Source organism: Lactobacillus sp. X-49, from assembly GCF_057063645.1.
On the sequence record NZ_JBXSQM010000001.1, the window covers coordinates 128,554 to 146,620 of the forward strand.

The following is an 18,067-nucleotide window of genomic DNA, read 5'->3' on the forward strand; positions in this document are numbered from 1 at the left end:
GATAATGGATTGGAAAAAAATCGAAAACCTTTTAATTGAGTACAAGATGTATGTATTTGTTGGTATTATTGTGCTTGGATTTTTTTTATGGCATCAGCATGATATCAGTATACAAAATAATAATCAGTCTGATTTAATCGGCCAAACGAAAAGAGCTGAGCAGAACGCCAAATTAGAAAAGGCAAATACCAAAACTTCTACCGAGTCACAAGCAACAGCAAAATCCCAGGAAGTAACCTGCGATATTTCTGGTGCTATTCGGCATCAAGGAGTATACACGTTAAAAAAAGGAGCACGATTAGAAGACTTAATTGAAGTAGCAGGTGGAACAACTAAACGGACTCAATTAAATAATGTAAATCGTGCTTTAATTCTAAAAGACCAAGATAAAATTCATATTCCTTATACTGGTGAAAAAATTAAGCAGGGTGAAATTGTTACTTCTGTTGGGGGACAAGATGGCGCACAAACTACAGAATCAGTTGATACTGATAGTGGTGAAAAAAATAGTAAAGTGAATATAAATACTGCAGGCGCTCAGGACTTACAAAAATTAAATGGAATTGGCGAAAAAAAAGCAGCTCAAATAATTGCTTATCGCCAAAAAAACGGTCAATTTAAAAGAATTGAGGATTTAAAAAAAGTGTCAGGAATTGGAGATAAGACTTTTGCGGCTCTTAAAAACCAATTGGAAGTCTGATATTTTAATTCCTGGGTTCCTATTTATTACTTCCTTACTTTTTATTGATTTAAGTTTTTTAATATATCAATGTTCGCAAATAACGCAAAAGGTAGTTTGTTGCTTAATTGGATTATACTTAATTTATTTGCTTTTAAAAAAATATCCAACATTAATTGGAATACTTGAAATCTTTTTGATCTTAGCTATTTTATGTATAGGATTAAACAAAAAGCAAACTAATTTTTCAATTAATGATAATTCAGAAATTAAACTGTATCCCGATCAGATTAAAATCAATGATAATTGGCTCTCTGGAACTGGCCAAATAAAAGGTGGTCACGTTCTTGTTACGGCAACGATTTCAGATAATGAAAAAAAGCAATTAAAATGGGGACATCGGGTTGTTTTATCAAGATTAGATGGTGAGGTAAAACCAATTGAATCGGCTACTAATTATGGTCAATTTGATTTAAAAAAATATTATTTGAGCAAAAATATTACACAGCAAGTCAAGTTAAAGAGCTGCCATTTTGTAGTAGAAAAGGGTGGATTAGAAGATTGTTTACATCATTTTCGCTTTGAACTACAGTCTTATTTTAAAGAAATGCCCCAAATATTAAACTTTTTTAGTAGTGAGTTAATTTTGGGAGAAAATCCCAATTCTGATAATCAAGAAATTTTAGATAATTATCGTGATTTAGGAGTTATTCATATTCTAAGCATATCGGGATTACATGTGGGCATCTATACGATGATAATTAGTACTCTTTGCTACATCTTTAAGTTAACAGAAGACGAAGCTTTCTCGTGTTGCTTGATAATATTAGCGATTGGAGTTTTTCTTAGTAACGGTCAAGCTGGGTTTGTTCGTGCTAGTTTAACATTTATTTTAAGTAAACTTTTTAAATTTAAACGGATACCAATTAGTCAGTTTGACTTATTAGGTCTAACCTGTTTATTGCATTTATTAATTGATCCGAGATTAATGATGAAAGTAGGTGCTTTACTAAGCTACGTACTTAGTTTGGGATTAGTAGTTACTGGTAAATTATCTAATTTTAAACAATCTGTAGCGTTAAATATTTTGTTAGCTCCCCTTTTGCTATGCTTCTTTTTTCAGTTTAATTTATTAACTGTTATTTTTAACCTTTTAATTGTACCTTATTTTAATTTGGTTATTATGCCATTGACATTTTTTAATTTGGTTATATACAAAATTGATCCAGCTTTAAGTAGTTTTTTGGAAATGATTCTAGAATCAGGGGAAAGAGTAATTAGTACCATCTCATCTACGAAATTAGGTTTGCTAACCTTTGGGAAAATTAATTGGTGGCAATGTTTACTTTTGCTCATTTTAACGACAGTTTTAATAGCAGATTTAAATGAACCGTGGCTTAAAAAAATTAATCAAAAAAAATTATTTAAAACGATTGGATGGCTTTATTTTGCATTGTTTATTTCGATTCATTTTCCATTAACAGGACAAGTGACATTCATTGATGTTGGACAAGGTGACAGTATTTTGATTACTACACCCTTTCCTAGACGTGTTTATTTAATTGATACTGGTGGTAAACTAAATTTTAGTGGTCGAAAAGTAATACCACAGGTTAACAAGATTACAATTCCATTATTGAAAGCTCAAGGAATTACCCATCTTAATGGGATTTTTGTTACACATCAAGATGCTGATCATGTTGGTGATCTTGGTCCACTTCTTAGTCAAATTCCTGTGCAAAAATTATATGTAGCACAAGGAATTCTTAATAATCCTTTCTTTTGCAGACGAATTGCTGGTCGAGTAGAGCAGAGACAAATAGTACAATTGCTGGCAGGTCAGCGAATTAATGAACCACAAATTAAATTTAATGTTGTTTATCCTTTTAAACCAGGTATAGGAGAGAATAAAGATTGTTTATCATTGACTTTTAAATTGGCTAATAAGAGCTGGTTGTTTACGGGAGACTTGGGTCAAGAAGGCGAACAAGAAATAATGGCTAAATATAACTTGCAGGCAAATTATTTTAAACTAGGACATCATGGAAGCAGGACATCATCTAACCCTGAATTTTTGCACAAATTAGCGCCAGAAGTTGTTTTTATTTCGGCTGGACGAAATAACCGCTTTAATCATCCTCACTCAGAAACTTTGACTACTCTTAAAAGACAAGGAATTCCATGGGTGTCAACACAAGATTGTGGAATGATTACGTGGAATTATGGAAAATTTACTAAATCAAGGTTTATTTTCTTCTTAAAAGCAGAAAAAGAAAAGTAAAACTTTGTTATACTAGTTGTTGATTAAGGTTCTGCGCGAATTATTAAAACAATGAAATGCTACTATCAATTGCATAAAGTATATAGTAGAAAGGCAAATAATCTTTAGCTATATTCAGCTGGGAATAGTCATAGGCTTTGATGGTAGAATGTGGTATGATTAGCTAGATTTGTAACAATTATAGGGTTCTTATTAATGGTGAGTATTAATGTCTTTACTTTCTATATTTAAAAATTCAAACAAAAATAAGCAACAAACTTTAATTACAGGTGATGATAATTTTTTAAACGATTATTTAGCGCGCTTTTTTACGCATGAGGAGATTTTTTCTAGCTTTGATAAGCTAACGATTGATTGTGAAATAGACAGTCTGGATGAACTTATAGCTGAGTTAACGGAATCAAGCTTGTTCAGTCAAAAAAAAATAATTACAGTAAAAAATCCTTTCTTTTTAACGGCAAAAGTTCCTCAAAAATTTAAAAGACAGTTAGAACAGTTGCAGCAAATTTTTGCTAATATTGATCAACTTGACGATATTGTTGTACTAGTTGCTTCGTATGACAAGCTTGATCGGCGTAAAAAATTAACGAAAACCATTTTAAATAATTTTAACGTAGTTGATACCAAAATTAAAAATTACGAAGTTAGTAAAACAATTCAGGCAATGATCAAATCGGAAGGCTACCAAATTTCCACCCTAGCGTTACATTTATTGCTAGAACGAAGTGATCAAGTTTTAGATACTACTTTAAGTAATTTTAACAAATTGAAAACACTTGCAAATGATGGCAAAATTACTATAGAAGAAATTGAAAAAAATATTGATTTGTCATTAACACAAAATGTTTTTTCTATTATGGAAACAGCATTAAATCATGATTACCGAGAAGCAATTGAGCGATTAGAGAACCAGTTACGTGAGGGAAGCAATCCCATTCAGTTGCTTGCGGTTTTTGAGAATCAACTAGAATTAATTTTAGTAGTTAAAATTTTACAGAAGCGTGGCAGAAGTGAATCTGAAATAGCTAAATTATTAGGTATTCACCCTTATAGAGTTAAAGTAGCCTTGAGGAATCAATTGACTATTTCTAAATTGGAAATCTTACTAAAAAGAGCAATTGAATTAGACTTTAATTATAAAAACGGTCGTTATCGAGAAAGTGATTTTCTAAAACTGTTTATTTTAAGTGTATAAAAAAGCAAGAATGAATATTCATTCTTGCTTTTTTACTATTGTCAATAAAAATTTATTTTGCTAATTTAGCTAAACGACTCTTATCACGACTAGCCTTGTTCTTATGAATAAGCCCCTTTGATGCGGCTTTGTCCAAAGCACGGGCAGCAGCAATATGTAATTCGGAGGCGTTTTCGGCATCTGCTGCTTGAGCAGTCTTAAACTTCTTAATAGCAGTTCTCAACTGATTCATTTGAGCGGCGTTGCGCTTTCTCGCATCACCTTGTGTTTTGACACGCTTAATAGCTGATTTGATTTGTGGCATAAAATTCACCTCCATTACTAGTAAATTCACTTAGTAAATTATACTGAAGAATAATTCTAGATGCAAGCTAATTTATACTTGCATTTTAAAAAAATAATCTGTATTATACTATTGTTGTGAACCGTTAACGCTGTTTGCACGCTCACACCTGACGGTTAACGTTGTTAACGGCAATTATTTAGTGAAAGGTGAAAAATATTTATGGCAATTTCAAAAGCAGAAAAAGATGAAATTATCAAAAAATTTGCAACTCATGAAGGAGATACTGGTTCAACAGAAGTGCAAGTTGCAATATTAACTACAGATATTAACAATCTAACTGAGCATATGCGTAATCATTCACACGATCACCATTCATATGTTGGTTTGTTAAAGAAAATTGGTCATCGGCGTAACTTGCTTCGTTACTTGCAAGAAAACGACATTAATCGTTATCGCGAGTTAATTAAGAAATTAGGTTTGCGTCGCTAGTTGCAAAATATTTAAAAGTCAGTCCCATGTGGGCTGGCTTTTTGTTTTTGTCATCTACTTTTTTATGCTAAAATAAAAAAGATATCTTTTACGTTGTGATCAAAGCGATCCATAAATGACAACTGAATAAAAATAATGGCTTTTTACATGTAATAGAAAAGGAAATATGATGACTGAACAAATTAAAATAATGATTTTGAGTGGTGTTCGTGAGCAAGGCAAGGATATGTTCGCCATTCAGGTTAATGATGAAATTTATGTTTTAGATGCTGGACTTAAGTATCCCGATAGCACCTTATTTGGAATCGATGTGGTCATTCCAGATCTTGATTTTTTTGAGCAATATGGCGACCAAGTAGTTGGCATCTTTTTAACACATGGACACGCTGATTCAATTGGTGCACTGCCGTATATTTTACGTCAGTATGATATCCCTGTTTTTGGATCACAATTAACAATTGAACTAGCCAAAATAAAGGTCAAGCGTGAAAATAAGCGAATTAAGAATAGTCTGTTTCATGTTATTGATGCTGATACAGAAATTGAGTTTAAAAATTCTAATATTTCGTTTTTTCAAACAACCCATTCAATTCCGGATTCGCTAGGAGTTGATGTGCACACGTCAGCAGGTGAAATCGTTTATACTGGTGATTTCAAATTTGATCCCACGGCATCGCCTAAATATCGAACCAATTTAGATAGATTAGCCGAAATTTCCCAAAAAAATGTTTTGGCACTTTTAAGTGATTCATCTAATGCTGAAGCATCATTTTCAAATGTTTCTGAACAAGAAATTGGTGACTATGTAACAAATGTTTTTCGTAATGCCAAAGGACGTGTCATTGTTGCTGCCAAGGCATCTAATCTAATTCGTATTCAAGAAGTTTTAAATGCAGCTCATAAAACTGGTAAGCGTGTTTTATTGACTGGGCGTGATGTTGCTAAAATAGTTCGTACAGCGATGGGACTCGGGTATTTAAAAGTACCTAAGGGATTATTAATGCGTGTGAAAGATTTAAAAAGCACACCTGATAAGCAAACTGTCATTCTTGAAACGGGGCAAATGGGTGAACCATTAAATTCTTTGCAAAAGATGGCTAAGAAGAAGCATAGTATGATTACTATTCATGAAGGTGATCTTGTGTTTATTGCTACTACACCATCGCATGCAGTTGAGACGATATTGGCTCAAACTAGCGATATGGTTTATCATGCCGGTGGAACAGTTATTGAACTTGGTCGAGCTAAGCATACAAGCGGTCATGCAACTGGTCCGGATTTACAACTACTTCTTGGGATATTAAAGCCTAAGTTTTTATTTCCAGTAATTGGTGAATATCGTTTGCTTGAAGTTCATCGTGATTTAGCAATTCAAGTGGGAATGAAGAAAGGAAATATCTTTATTTCTAAAAATGGTGATTGTTTTAATTATGATTTCAATCAAAATCATTTTTATCTAACTGATCCAGTTCCCGGTGAAGATACAATGATTGATGGGTCTGGAATTGGTGATGTTGGCAATATTGTTTTGCGGGATCGCGAAGTTCTATCTGATGATGGGATTTTTATTGCTGTTGTAACCATTGATCGAAGAAAAAAGAAAATTATTGCGCAACCTCAAGTTACTAGTCGTGGATTTGTTTATATCAAGGCTAATCGGCAGCTGATGCATGATAGTATTGAACTAATTAAAGAGACAATTAATAACAACTTTGAACACAAAAAATTTGATTGGACTGAAATTAAGCAAGATGTTAGAAATGATCTTGAAAAGTTTTTGTATAAAAAGACAAATCGAAGACCAGTAGTTTTACCTGTGGTAATGGAGGTTAACCAAAATCGACACCGTGCAATGCAAAAACGCAACAACAAAAATGAGACGGATAATGGTAATACGCATCGACCAGTTGATGTCCAAAAGACGGGGCAAAGAATTGTCAAGAAAGATTAATTATGATGTCATTAAGCCAAAAAAATTTACTTGAATTAGCACGAAAAAATGAGAAAACGGGAAATTTATCGCAAGCAATTGAAAATGCTGAGGAAGCTCTAAGAATTGGTTCCAGCAAAGCCGCAACTCTTCAGCTTTGTGAACTATATCTAAAAAATGGACAGGCTGATTTTGCTTATTCATTAATTAAAGAAGAATCTGATCTTTTTTCTAACCAGGAAATCTTTGCAGAATATAGTAAAATTTTACAAACTACTCATTATGTAATTGAAGCACTTGAGATTAGTAATCTTAGTAAAAATGAAATAAAGATATTGGTCGAACCTGTCAAACAAAGCAAACAACAAAGGATTATGGTTGATTTTAAAGAGAAGAGACAACCTACATTGAATGATTATCAACAGTTATTCAAGCTTGACTTAAACAATTTTAAACAGTTTTCTCAAAGTTTGCTTATTGATCCAAGTTTAAATTTTGCAGTACGTATTTCTATATGTGAAGATTTAATCCGTCTAGGACTTGATGACCACTTTAGAGTATTAGTTTTAGGAAAAATCGAAGAATTTGTTCCCAGAAGTGTAAGTCTATTAGAAAAGGATCCAATTTATCGTGAAGTTGTATCAGGAATAGGCTCACGATATTACCATCGTCCCGATCAATTACCTACAATTTTAGCCGAAGTTAACTTGATTTTAGGCAATCTTTACCCTATGATAAATATGTACGTAGACGATCCTGATAGCTTTACCAGTGATCTTGTGTCATACATTGAGAATCATGATGGAAGAAGCCGTCAAAAGCTGTTTGAAGCTATTGAACTTAATTTGCCAAAATAATTTAAGCAAAAGGCTTTACTTTTTTAAGGCATTTAGTATAATAGCAAAGGACGTTTTCATTAGGCATGGCTCTATGCATTAAAATACTAGGCATTTGCCAATGAAAGTAGTACAATATTCAACAGAGAACTATCCGTTACTTACTCAACGGACTTCTTGCAAATTTACAGGAGGGTCATTTTAATGGCAGAAAAAGAACATTACGTTAGAACGAAGCCACACGTAAACATTGGTACTATCGGTCACGTTGACCATGGTAAGACCACTTTGACAGCGGCTATTACTAAAGTTTTATCAGAAAAGGGTTTAGCAAAAGCTGAGGATTATTCAGAAATTGATGCTGCTCCAGAAGAAAAAGAACGTGGTATTACTATTAATACCGCTCACGTAGAGTATGAAACTGAAAAACGTCACTATGCTCACATGGACGCCCCAGGACACGCTGACTACATCAAAAACATGATCACTGGTGCTGCTCAAATGGATGGAGCTATCTTAGTTGTTGCTGCAACTGATGGTCCTATGCCACAAACTCGTGAACACATTTTACTTGCTCGTCAAGTTGGTGTTAACTACATTGTCGTCTTCTTGAACAAGACTGACTTAGTTGACGATCCAGAATTAATTGACTTAGTTGAAATGGAAGTTCGTGACTTGTTATCTGAGTATGATTACCCAGGTGATGATATTCCAGTTATCCGTGGTTCAGCTTTAAAAGCATTACAAGGTGACAAGGAACAAGAAGAAGTTATCATGAAGTTGATGGACACTGTCGACGAATATATTCCAACTCCAGAACGTCAAACTGATAAGCCATTCTTAATGCCTGTTGAAGATGTCTTCACTATTACTGGTCGTGGTACTGTTGCTTCAGGTCGTATTGATCGTGGTACTGTTAAGATTGGTGATGAAGTTGAGATCGTTGGTTTAGTAGAAAAGGTTATCAAGTCAGTTGTTACTGGTTTGGAAATGTTCCATAAAACTTTAGACCTAGGTGAAGCCGGCGATAACGTTGGTGTATTGCTTCGTGGTATTGACCGTGATCAAGTTGTTCGTGGACAAGTTTTGGCCGCACCTGGATCAATTCAAACTCATAATGAATTCAAGGGTCAAGTTTATGTCTTGAAGAAAGAAGAAGGCGGACGTCATACTCCATTCTTCTCAGACTACCGTCCACAATTCTATTTCCACACTACTGATATCACTGGCGAAATTGAGTTGCCAGAAGGTACCGAAATGGTTATGCCTGGCGATAATACAGAATTTACTGTTAACTTAATTAAGCCAGCTGCCATTGAAAAGGGTACTAAATTCACTATCCGTGAAGGTGGTCGTACTGTTGGTGCTGGTCAAGTTACTGAAATTCTTGACTAGTTCGTAAAAAGACAGTTTAAAAAAGATGTACTTTTTCATAGAAGTACATCTTTTTTTGCCTAAATTTGTTTTTTACGAGCGTTTAATGTAAGATAATTTAGTATGCAACGATGTAGATAAACTTGACATTGGAGGTATTTAATTAATGTCTGTAACATGGAATAAAACTGGTAAAACTACCGGTGAATTAACTTTTGATATTTCCCAAGAAGAGGTTAAACGTGGATTAGATCAAGCTTTTAAAAGAGTGAAGAAGAATTTACGTGTACCTGGTTTTAGAAAGGGACATGTTTCGCGAGTTATTTTTGATCAGTATTATGGTGAAGAAGCTTTATATGAGGATGCTTTAAACATTGCACTACCTGCAGCATATTCTGATGCTGTTAAGGAAGCTGATATTAAGGCTGTTGGTCAACCTCAAATTGTACCTGTATCAATGGATAAGGGTAAGGTTTGGACAATGAAGGCCGTAGTAAGCATTCAACCTGAAGTTGAATTAGGAGACTACAAAGGAATTGAAGTTCCAAAGCAAAACACACGCGTTTATGCTAAAGATGTTGATGCTGAACTTGAAAAAGACAGGCAAAAGAATGCTGAACTTGTTCTTAAGGAAGATACAGCTGAAAAGGGTGATACAGTAACAATCGACTACAAAGGAACTATTGATGATAAGACATTTGAGGGTGGCACAGCTGATGATTATGCTCTTGAATTAGGTTCAAATACGTTTATTCCTGGTTTTGAAGATCAATTAATTGGTCACAAGGCCGGAGATGACGTTGATGTAGTTGTTACTTTCCCTGAAGATTATGGTGCCAAAGAATTAGCTGGTAAGGAAGCTCATTTTGCAACTAAGCTTCATGAAGTTAAGTCAAAGCAATTACCTGAATTAGATGATGATTTTGCCAAAGATGTTGATGATTCTGTTGAAACTTTGGATGACTTAAAGGAAAAGATTAAAAAAGATCTGAAAGCTAAAAAAGAAGAAGAAAGCCAAGCTGCTATTGAACAGGCTGCCATTGAAGGTGCTGTTGCTAATGCAAAGATTGATGAAATTCCAGATGCAATGATTCAAGAGGATGTTAATACCCAAATGAATCAATATCTTGGTAATATACAGCGTCAAGGGATTAGTCCAGATGTTTATTACAAGCTAACAAATACTACTGAAGATCAATTGCGTGCGCAATTTTCTAAGGATGCTGCTGAAAGAGTTAAAACTAATTTGGTTCTTGAAGCAATTGTCAAAAAAGAGGGTATTAAGTCTTCTGAAGAAGAAATAAACCAAGAAATTAAGAACCTTGCCAATGACTATAACATGGATGAAAAAACAGTTCGTAATACTTTAACTAATGAAATGATTTCACATGATATTAATGTTCGTAAGGCCATTGATCTTGTAGCTGATAATGCAAAACAAGTTGCTAAATCAAAAATTAAAGATGAAGACAAGAAGTCTAAATAAATAAGATTTAGAAAAAAGTAAAAAGGTGGTTGTATAACTACCTTTTTACTTTTTTTAAGCAAATAATTCAATTACAACTCTTAAGTTATGATATTCTTAGACTGGTAGATATGAGGAGGAAAAGAATGGCATCACAGTTTACTAATCAAGAAGAAATTAAATGCTCGTTTTGTGATAAGACACAAGATCAGGTCAAAAAAATGATCGCTGGTAATGGGGTTTATATTTGTAATGAATGTGTTGACTTATCAAAAAAAATCATTGATGATGAATTGCGATCCGATTCATTAAAAAAAGCCAAAGACTTGCCTAAGCCAATGGAAATAAAGCAAAAACTTGATCAATATGTAATTGGTCAAGATAGCGCAAAAAAAGTATTATCGGTTGCTGTTTATAACCATTACAAACGAATTAGTCAAATGGATATTGATTCCTCAACTGAATTACAAAAATCAAATATTGCTTTAATTGGGCCTACGGGATCAGGTAAAACTTATTTGGCTCAAACTTTAGCTCGAATTCTTAATGTTCCATTTGCAATAGCAGATGCCACCACTTTAACAGAGGCTGGATATGTTGGTGAAGATGTTGAAAATATTTTACTTAAGCTTTTGCAGAATGCTGATTACGATATAGAGCGTGCTGAAAAAGGAATTGTTTATATTGATGAGATTGATAAAATTTCTAAAAAGTCGGAAAATGTTTCAATTACTCGAGATGTATCTGGAGAAGGTGTACAGCAGTCGCTATTAAAGATCCTAGAAGGTACAATTGCTTCTGTTCCGCCACAGGGTGGTAGAAAACATCCACAACAAGAATTAATTCAGATTGATACGACTAATATTTTGTTTATTGTTGGTGGTGCTTTTGATGGTATCGAGCAAATTGTTAAAAATCGTTTGGGCAAAAAAGTTATCGGATTTAGTGCTGAGAACGAATTAAGTAGGGTTCAAGATGATTCTTGGACGAAACATTTAACTACTGGTGATTTAGTCAAATTTGGATTGATTCCGGAATTTATTGGTCGTATTCCAATTGTTGCAACACTTGATAAACTGCGAAATGAAGATTTGGTTAGAATATTGACTGAACCTAAAAATGCTTTGGTAAAACAATATAAAAAGTTGTTATCACTTGATCAAGTTGAGCTTGAATTTTCTAAGGATGCTTTAGATGCAATTGCAGATTTAGCAATTGAACGTAATATGGGTGCTCGTGGTCTCAGAACAATTATTGAAAATTCAATGATGAGTATCATGTATAAAACACCTAGTGATTCCACTATTGAAAAAGTTAAAGTTACTAAAGATGTGATAATCAAGCAAAAGGAACCGGTGGTCACTAGGAAGAATCCTCATGATGACAAGTCAAGTAATGAAGAGATAAAGGTAGCAAATGATAATTAAAAGTAGCGATTATGCAATTAGTGCAGTTAATGAAAAACAATATCCTCAGGATCGCTTACCGGAAATTGCTTTAGCTGGACGGTCTAATGTGGGAAAATCTAGTTTAATTAATTCATTACTTAGTCGTAAAAATTTAGCTCGTACTTCATCACGACCTGGGAAAACACAAACATTAAATTTCTATATTATTAATCAAAATTTCTATCTGGTTGATGTTCCTGGTTATGGTTATGCGAAAGTATCTCAAACACAACGCCAAAAGTTTGGTGAGATGATTCAAGAATACCTTGAAACTCGTGAAAATTTAAAAGGTTTAATCATTTTGATTGATTCCCGACATGATCCAGCTCAAAATGATGTGTTAATGTATGAATATGCACTAACTCTTGATTTACCAATTTTAATTGTATGTACTAAAATAGATAAGGTTAAAAAGAGCCAAGAGAATAAAGTTTTAGTTAATTTAAAAAAGAAGTTAGACTTATCTTACGATAAAGTTAGTGTTCTTACCTATAGTGCAATTCAAAAACGGAATGTTAATGAAGTTTGGTCTTGGATTGAACAAAATTTATAAAATAAAACATGTAAATAAAAACCTGAAATATGAAGTTTCAGGTTTTTATTTCTAAATAATATTTTAGATGGTATATCTTTAAAAGATATGTTATTTTATTTGGTCTTTTTATCCTTTTCTTTTTCTAGGTTCTTTTTTCTTTTTTCAGGAACAGTAGCAAATTTGTCAAATAATTTTTCTAAGTCATCTTGTTTTTTAAAAGTTAAACCCATCATTCATCTTCCTTTCGTTTTAAATATTATAATCAAAAAAATAGCAAGAGGCTAGCAGAAATAATAAAAATTATGTAAAGTAAATAAAAGCTGTTTCAATATAAATAAGCGCCAATTAAATAAATAGATGTAGCATATGTTAAAATTGATAAAGCAAATTTTAAGAGGGAGTGATTTTTTGGCAACTAGATTGATTGAAAATAAGTTGAAATTGTTGCCTGATAAACCAGGTTGTTACTTAATGAAAGATATTAATGGAAAAGTAATCTACGTTGGCAAATCAAAGAATCTTAAAAATCGAGTACGTTCATATTTCAAAAGTAGGCAGATTGGGCGGCGCGCAGAATTAGTTCAAGAAATTGTTGATTATGATATCATTACGGTTTCCACAGATAAGGAAGCTTTTTTACTTGAAGTTACTTTGATTAAAAAATACCAACCATATTATAATGTTCAACTTAAACAAGGAACTGGCTACCCTTACATTGAAATTACAAATGAGCGTGATCCGCAAACCAAATTAACGAGTATTGTTCGTAAGGATAGTGGGTATTATTTTGGTCCCTATCCAAATGTATATGCTGCGCAAGCTACTCTTCGTTTTATTCAAAAAGTATTTCCGTTACGGCGTTGTAATGGTAAACAAGGACGGCCGTGTCTATACTATCACATGGGTCAATGTTTAGGTGCATGTTTTAAAAAAGTGCCTGAAGAGCAGTATAAATTTCAAATCAAAAAAATCAAAAGTTTTTTAAATGGTGATATCACAGCTGTTAAGCAAGATTTAACTAACAAGATGATTAAAGCATCAGAAAATTTGGAATTTGAAAGAGCGGCAGAAATTCGAGATCAATTAAAGTATATTCAAGAAACAGTTGAAAAGCAGAAAATAATTTCAAACGATAGTACACAACGTGATATTTTTAATTTTTATGTCGATAAATCTTGGATTTCTGTTCAAATTTTCTTTTTTCGACAGGCAAAGTTGCTCCGGCGAGAGACTAGAATGTATCCATTAACAGATACAGATGATCCAGAAGATACATTTACCTCATTTATAGTACAATTTTATGGTCAGAAAAATCGTGTTTTGCCAAAAGAAGTTTTGGTTCCTAATGGTATTGATAATGAAGCTTTAAGTGAGGTGCTCAGTGTTTCGGTAAGAACACCTAAAAGAGGCCAAAAATTATCGCTGTTAAAAATGGCTAAAGAAAATGCCCAATTGAAATTAGATGATAAATTTCGCTTGCTTGAACTAGATAATCGAAAAACTAAGGGAGCGCAGGCTGAAATTTTTGCTTCATTAGGATTACCATATGGCCATATTATTGAAAGTTTTGATCATTCTCATATTCAAGGAGCAGATCCTGTTTCCGCACTTGTTGTTTTCAAAGATGGCAAACCAGATAAAAATGCTTACCGTAAATATAAGTTAAAAGGAGAGGTTGAACATCAAAATGGTGGCGATGAGGTGCGTAATACTCGAGAAGTTGTCCGCAGACGATATAGTCGTTTGTTGCGGGAACATAAACCCATGCCTGATTTAATTTTAATGGATGGGGGACAAATTCAAATAGATGCTTGTGAAGATATTTTGCGCAATGAGTTAAATTTATCTATTCCAGTAGCAGGTATGGTTAAAGATAATAAACACCGAACAAATCACTTGCTTTATGGAGATCCCATAAATGGGGTAGCGATGAAATTAATACCACTTGATCCAAAATCACAGGGCTTTTATTTAATGACAAGAATTCAAGATGAAGTTCATCGCTTTGCCATTACATTTCATCGAAAAACCCATGCTAAAAATGCATTGTCAAGTAAACTTGATTCCATTAAAGGGATAGGACCTAAAAGTAGAAATAAACTATTACGTCAGTTTGGTTCATTAAAAAAAATAAAAGAGGCATCAATTAATGATTTACGTGCTGTGGGACTGACTTTGCCTCAAGCACAAACAATTAAGTTAATGTTATAACCAGAAAATTTTATCACGTTCGGGTTGGATTTTTGTGGTATAGTATTTAAGGTTAAAGCAGACGGAAGGAGAATATAAATGCCTACATTTGTCGATCAAACTAAGATTGAAGTTCAAGCCGGTAAGGGTGGAGATGGCATCGTTGCTTTCCGCCATGAAAAATATGTTCCTAACGGTGGACCAGCTGGTGGAGATGGCGGTCGTGGAGGTAGTATTATTTTTGTAGCCGATAGCGGTTTGAGAACTCTGATGGACTTTCGCTATCGTCGTAAATTTAAGGCTGAGAGTGGCGAAAATGGCAGAATTAAATCCCAATACGGTCGTGGTGCTAAAAACCTCTATTTACGAGTACCTGTGGGAACAACTGTATATGATTTTGAAACCAATGAAGAGTTGGGTGATTTAACCCAAAATAAGCAAGAGTTAATTGTCGCTCATGGCGGTCGTGGGGGTCGTGGTAATATTCATTTTGCTAACAGTGTCAATACCGCCCCCGAAATTGCTGAAAATGGGGAGCCTGGTGAAGATCGAGTATTGCGATTGGAGCTTAAAGTATTAGCTGATGTTGGTTTGGTTGGGTTTCCTTCGGTAGGTAAATCAACGCTTTTATCAGTTGTAACTAAAGCAAAACCTAAGATAGCTGCTTATTCATTTACTACGTTAACACCTAATTTGGGAATGGTTATTCTTCCTGATGGACGTGATTTTTCAATGGCTGATTTACCGGGTTTAATTGAAGGTGCAAGTCAAGGTGTAGGTCTAGGGATCCAGTTTTTACGTCATATTGAAAGAACAAAAGTAATTTTACATTTAGTATCAATGGATCCTGCTAACGGTCGCCGGGCAATTGAAGATTATCAAAAAATTCGTAAAGAATTATTACTTTATGATAAAGATTTAGAAAAGCGCCATGAAATAATTGTTGCAACTCAACTTGATATTCCAGGAGCCGAAGAAAAATTAACTGAATTTAAGCAAGAGTTAAAAACAATGGGAATTAATTCTATGATCTATGCAATTTCAAGTGTTACGCACCAAGGAGTAGAGCAGTTAATGCAAGATACTGCTTCTTTAGTGGAACAAACTGAAAAGGAACAGGCGTTACTTAAACTTGAAGATAAACCCAGAATTAAAGAGTATAAGTATCAAGAGGATTCTGTTAATGAAAAATTTACAATTATTAAACTTGAAGATCATGTCTTTGAGATTAAAGGTGAGCGGTTAGAACGTCTAGTTAAGCGAACTAATTTAGATTATCATGATGGTGTAGTTCGTCTAGCTCGTCAGTTAAAAAATATGGGAATCGATGATGCTCTTCGTGCAAAAGGAGCTGTTGATGGTGATGATGTAGTCATTGGAACATTCAATTTTGAGTTTGTTCAATAAAAATAAATAGAAAAGTTTGAAAATATGACAAAAAATCGGTTTATTACAGGATATTCTGGACTTAGAGCATTAGCAGTTGTTGGAGTGATTTTATATCATCTCGCACCTGATACTTTTGTTGGTGGTTATCTTGGGGTACCGATTTTTTTTGTGTTATCTGGGTATCTTGTAACTTGTCAAATGCTCAAAGCATATGATGAAAACGGAACTTTTGATAATCAGGGCTTTTATTTAAGCCGACTAAAAAAATTGTATCCGCCATTGATTACTGTTCTATGGCTTTCGGCGACATATATTCTTCTGTTTCAACGAAATTTACTTGCTAAACTGAGTGAAATAGTATTTACTAATTTATTAAATGTTTATAATTTTTGGCAAATCTTAAATGGTCAAAGTTATTTTGAAAGATTTGCGGCTAATGAATCTCCGTTTGTTCATTTATGGACAATGTCAATAAACGGTCAATTTTATTTGTTGTGGCCATTAGTAATTTTCTTATTAGTAAAATATGGCAAAAAAAGAAAAAAGATGTTTTGGCTTTTGTTCACATTTTCGTTGGCTTCGGCTATAGAAATGGCCATAATGCACTATCTTGGGATAGATATTAATCGAATTTATTATGGAACAGATACGCGTTTTTTTGCATTAGGTTTAGGTGCTTCTTTAGCAGTAGTATGGCCAATTGACAAGTTAAAAGAAATAATTAGACCAAGTGATGTTTATTTGTTAGATAGCGTAGGTTTAATAGCATTAATTGGAATAGTAATTCTTTTTTTTAATCCGTTAATGAATCCTCAAAGATCCGTTCCTTATTATGGGGGGATGCTGTTTTTTACTATTTTGGTTGTCCTGATGGTAGCCGTTATAGCACATCCTGGTAGTCATTGGAATCAATTGCTAACTAATCCAATATTTAACTGGTTAGGATCACGTAGTTACGAAATATATCTTTACCAATTTCCAGTAATGATATTTTTTGAAGATAAAATTTCAGATATGGCTGATCATGTCCTTTTATATCATGTTATCGAAATTATTTTGATTTTGCTTTTTAGTGAAATTGCTTATCGCTTGATTGAAAAACCATTTGGAAAAATCAATTGGGAAAAGACTAAAATTTACTTACAACAAGTTTTCAATATGCAAACAAGCAATTATCTAATTAAAAGTCAAGCTATAATTGCAAGTCTAATTCTAATTTTAGGGAGCTTTGCGATTACCATTTCACCAATTGTTAAGGCAGAAGATTTTACCAAGTCACAACTTGCTTTAAGAATCAAAAGCAATCGGCAACAACAAGAAAAAGATAATCAAGTTTTAATTGCGAAATTGAAAAAAGCTAAGAAAAAAACACGTAAAAAAGCTAAAATAATAGATGAAGCGAAACAAAACGCTATCAAGCATGTTGTTAACAAATCTTACATGAAATATTATATTTCACAAATTGACATCCAACTTGCCCAAAAAATTGAATTGACGGCAGTGGGTGATTCTGTTATGGCTGGTTCAAGTAATAATTTAACGCGGTTAATGCCAAAGGCAGTGATTGATGCAGCTGTTTCTCGTCAGGCTAACGTTGCTTTGGATTTGTTAAATCATTATAAAGCTCAAAATGCCTTAGAAGATAACGTGTTAATTGGTTTAGGAACTAATGGTTCATTTCCAATATCTGATTTAGATCAATTGATGAAACTTGTTGGTTCGAATCGTCATGTCTTTTGGATAAATACGCATGTTCCAGATAAGCCATGGCAAAATCAGGTTAATCAATTGTTAATTGAAGCTGCTAAACGGTATCATAATCTTACTATCATTGATTGGTACAATTACTCCAAAAATCATCCCAATTGGTTTTATGATGATAATACACATCCGACACCAATTGGTTCAAAATATTACAGTGCTTTTATAGTTAAAACAATTGTCAGGCACGCTAAATTCTAGAATAGGAA

The 18,067-nt window shown here is 33.5% G+C and carries 15 protein-coding genes; 13 read left to right on the forward strand and 2 right to left on the reverse strand.

Annotated features, from left to right (window positions below):
* Positions 1-4: 4 nt before the first annotated feature.
* From ACYIAQ_RS00675 to holA, 3 genes are all read left to right on the forward strand, one after another.
* The gene (locus ACYIAQ_RS00675) at positions 5-700 is read left to right on the forward strand and encodes a helix-hairpin-helix domain-containing protein (RefSeq protein ID WP_483562176.1); all 696 of its coding nucleotides are present in this window, start codon (positions 5-7) and stop codon (positions 698-700) included.
* Positions 669-2,960, forward strand: a complete 2,292-nt coding sequence (locus ACYIAQ_RS00680) for a DNA internalization-related competence protein ComEC/Rec2 (RefSeq protein WP_483562177.1) — start codon at positions 669-671, stop codon at positions 2,958-2,960. The genes ACYIAQ_RS00675 and ACYIAQ_RS00680 overlap by 32 nt, the downstream gene beginning before the upstream one ends.
* Positions 2,961-3,168: 208 nt before the next feature.
* Positions 3,169-4,155, forward strand: a complete 987-nt coding sequence (gene holA, locus ACYIAQ_RS00685) for a DNA polymerase III subunit delta (protein ID WP_483562178.1) — start codon at positions 3,169-3,171, stop codon at positions 4,153-4,155.
* Between the two features lie 52 nt (positions 4,156-4,207).
* Here holA and rpsT read toward each other — a convergent pair whose 3' ends face one another.
* Positions 4,208-4,459, reverse strand: a complete 252-nt coding sequence (rpsT, locus tag ACYIAQ_RS00690; RefSeq protein ID WP_122018124.1) for a 30S ribosomal protein S20 — start codon at positions 4,457-4,459, stop codon at positions 4,208-4,210.
* Between the two features lie 201 nt (positions 4,460-4,660).
* Here rpsT and rpsO point away from each other — a divergent pair, with 201 nt between their 5' ends.
* The 7 genes from rpsO (at position 4,661) to yihA (ending at position 12,536) form a co-directional block, all read left to right on the forward strand.
* A complete protein-coding gene (gene rpsO / locus ACYIAQ_RS00695; protein ID WP_122018125.1) occupies positions 4,661-4,930 on the forward strand; it encodes a 30S ribosomal protein S15 in 270 nt (89 codons plus the stop codon).
* A 169-nt stretch (positions 4,931-5,099) separates the two neighbouring features.
* Positions 5,100-6,881, forward strand: a complete 1,782-nt coding sequence (locus ACYIAQ_RS00700) for a ribonuclease J (protein ID WP_483562279.1) — start codon at positions 5,100-5,102, stop codon at positions 6,879-6,881.
* Between the two features lie 2 nt (positions 6,882-6,883).
* Complete coding sequence (locus ACYIAQ_RS00705) at positions 6,884-7,717, forward strand: tetratricopeptide repeat protein (RefSeq protein WP_483562179.1); 834 nt, start codon at positions 6,884-6,886, stop codon at positions 7,715-7,717.
* Positions 7,718-7,900: 183 nt separating this feature from the next.
* Complete coding sequence (gene tuf, locus ACYIAQ_RS00710) at positions 7,901-9,091, forward strand: elongation factor Tu (RefSeq protein ID WP_122018128.1); 1,191 nt, start codon at positions 7,901-7,903, stop codon at positions 9,089-9,091.
* Positions 9,092-9,236: 145 nt separating this feature from the next.
* Positions 9,237-10,556 carry a trigger factor gene (gene tig / locus ACYIAQ_RS00715; RefSeq protein WP_483562180.1) on the forward strand — a complete coding sequence of 440 codons (1,320 nt, stop codon included), beginning with the start codon at positions 9,237-9,239 and terminating at the stop codon, positions 10,554-10,556.
* A 125-nt stretch (positions 10,557-10,681) separates the two neighbouring features.
* The gene (clpX, locus tag ACYIAQ_RS00720) at positions 10,682-11,962 is read left to right on the forward strand and encodes an ATP-dependent Clp protease ATP-binding subunit ClpX (RefSeq protein WP_122018130.1); all 1,281 of its coding nucleotides are present in this window, start codon (positions 10,682-10,684) and stop codon (positions 11,960-11,962) included.
* Complete coding sequence (gene yihA / locus ACYIAQ_RS00725; RefSeq protein ID WP_483562181.1) at positions 11,952-12,536, forward strand: ribosome biogenesis GTP-binding protein YihA/YsxC; 585 nt, start codon at positions 11,952-11,954, stop codon at positions 12,534-12,536. Before clpX ends, yihA begins: the two co-directional genes overlap by 11 nt.
* Positions 12,537-12,631: 95 nt before the next feature.
* Here yihA and ACYIAQ_RS00730 read toward each other — a convergent pair whose 3' ends face one another.
* Positions 12,632-12,751 (reverse strand): SPJ_0845 family protein, encoded by a 120-nt coding sequence (locus tag ACYIAQ_RS00730; RefSeq protein WP_483562182.1) that lies wholly within the window; start codon positions 12,749-12,751, stop codon positions 12,632-12,634.
* Positions 12,752-12,926: 175 nt separating this feature from the next.
* Between ACYIAQ_RS00730 and uvrC the strand changes: the two genes are divergently transcribed.
* The 3 genes from uvrC (at position 12,927) to ACYIAQ_RS00745 (ending at position 18,059) form a co-directional block, all read left to right on the forward strand.
* Positions 12,927-14,729 (forward strand): excinuclease ABC subunit UvrC, encoded by a 1,803-nt coding sequence (gene uvrC, locus ACYIAQ_RS00735; protein WP_483562183.1) that lies wholly within the window; start codon positions 12,927-12,929, stop codon positions 14,727-14,729.
* A gap of 78 nt (positions 14,730-14,807) precedes the next feature.
* A complete protein-coding gene (obgE, locus tag ACYIAQ_RS00740) occupies positions 14,808-16,115 on the forward strand; it encodes a GTPase ObgE (RefSeq protein WP_483562184.1) in 1,308 nt (435 codons plus the stop codon).
* A 24-nt stretch (positions 16,116-16,139) separates the two neighbouring features.
* Positions 16,140-18,059: an acyltransferase family protein gene (locus ACYIAQ_RS00745; protein WP_483562185.1), complete on the forward strand. Its 1,920-nt coding sequence runs from the start codon at positions 16,140-16,142 to the stop codon at positions 18,057-18,059.
* The last annotated feature ends 8 nt before the right edge of the window (positions 18,060-18,067 follow it).

Bases quoted from the DNA above. Each gene is read 5' to 3' on its own strand.
- holA (WP_483562178.1), top strand. From the start codon at position 3,169: ATGTCTTTACTTTCTATATTTAAAAATTCAAACAAAAATAAGCAACAA.
- clpX (WP_122018130.1), top strand. From the start codon at position 10,682: ATGGCATCACAGTTTACTAATCAAGAAGAAATTAAATGCTCGTTTTGT.
- ACYIAQ_RS00745 (WP_483562185.1), top strand. From the start codon at position 16,140: ATGACAAAAAATCGGTTTATTACAGGATATTCTGGACTTAGAGCATTA.
- rpsO (WP_122018125.1), top strand. From the start codon at position 4,661: ATGGCAATTTCAAAAGCAGAAAAAGATGAAATTATCAAAAAATTTGCA.
- obgE (WP_483562184.1), top strand. From the start codon at position 14,808: ATGCCTACATTTGTCGATCAAACTAAGATTGAAGTTCAAGCCGGTAAG.
- tig (WP_483562180.1), top strand. From the start codon at position 9,237: ATGTCTGTAACATGGAATAAAACTGGTAAAACTACCGGTGAATTAACT.
- yihA (WP_483562181.1), top strand. From the start codon at position 11,952: ATGATAATTAAAAGTAGCGATTATGCAATTAGTGCAGTTAATGAAAAA.
- ACYIAQ_RS00700 (WP_483562279.1), top strand. From the start codon at position 5,100: ATGACTGAACAAATTAAAATAATGATTTTGAGTGGTGTTCGTGAGCAA.
- ACYIAQ_RS00730 (WP_483562182.1), bottom strand. From the start codon at position 12,751: ATGATGGGTTTAACTTTTAAAAAACAAGATGACTTAGAAAAATTATTT.
- rpsT (WP_122018124.1), bottom strand. From the start codon at position 4,459: ATGCCACAAATCAAATCAGCTATTAAGCGTGTCAAAACACAAGGTGAT.
- ACYIAQ_RS00675 (WP_483562176.1), top strand. From the start codon at position 5: ATGGATTGGAAAAAAATCGAAAACCTTTTAATTGAGTACAAGATGTAT.
- ACYIAQ_RS00705 (WP_483562179.1), top strand. From the start codon at position 6,884: ATGATGTCATTAAGCCAAAAAAATTTACTTGAATTAGCACGAAAAAAT.
- tuf (WP_122018128.1), top strand. From the start codon at position 7,901: ATGGCAGAAAAAGAACATTACGTTAGAACGAAGCCACACGTAAACATT.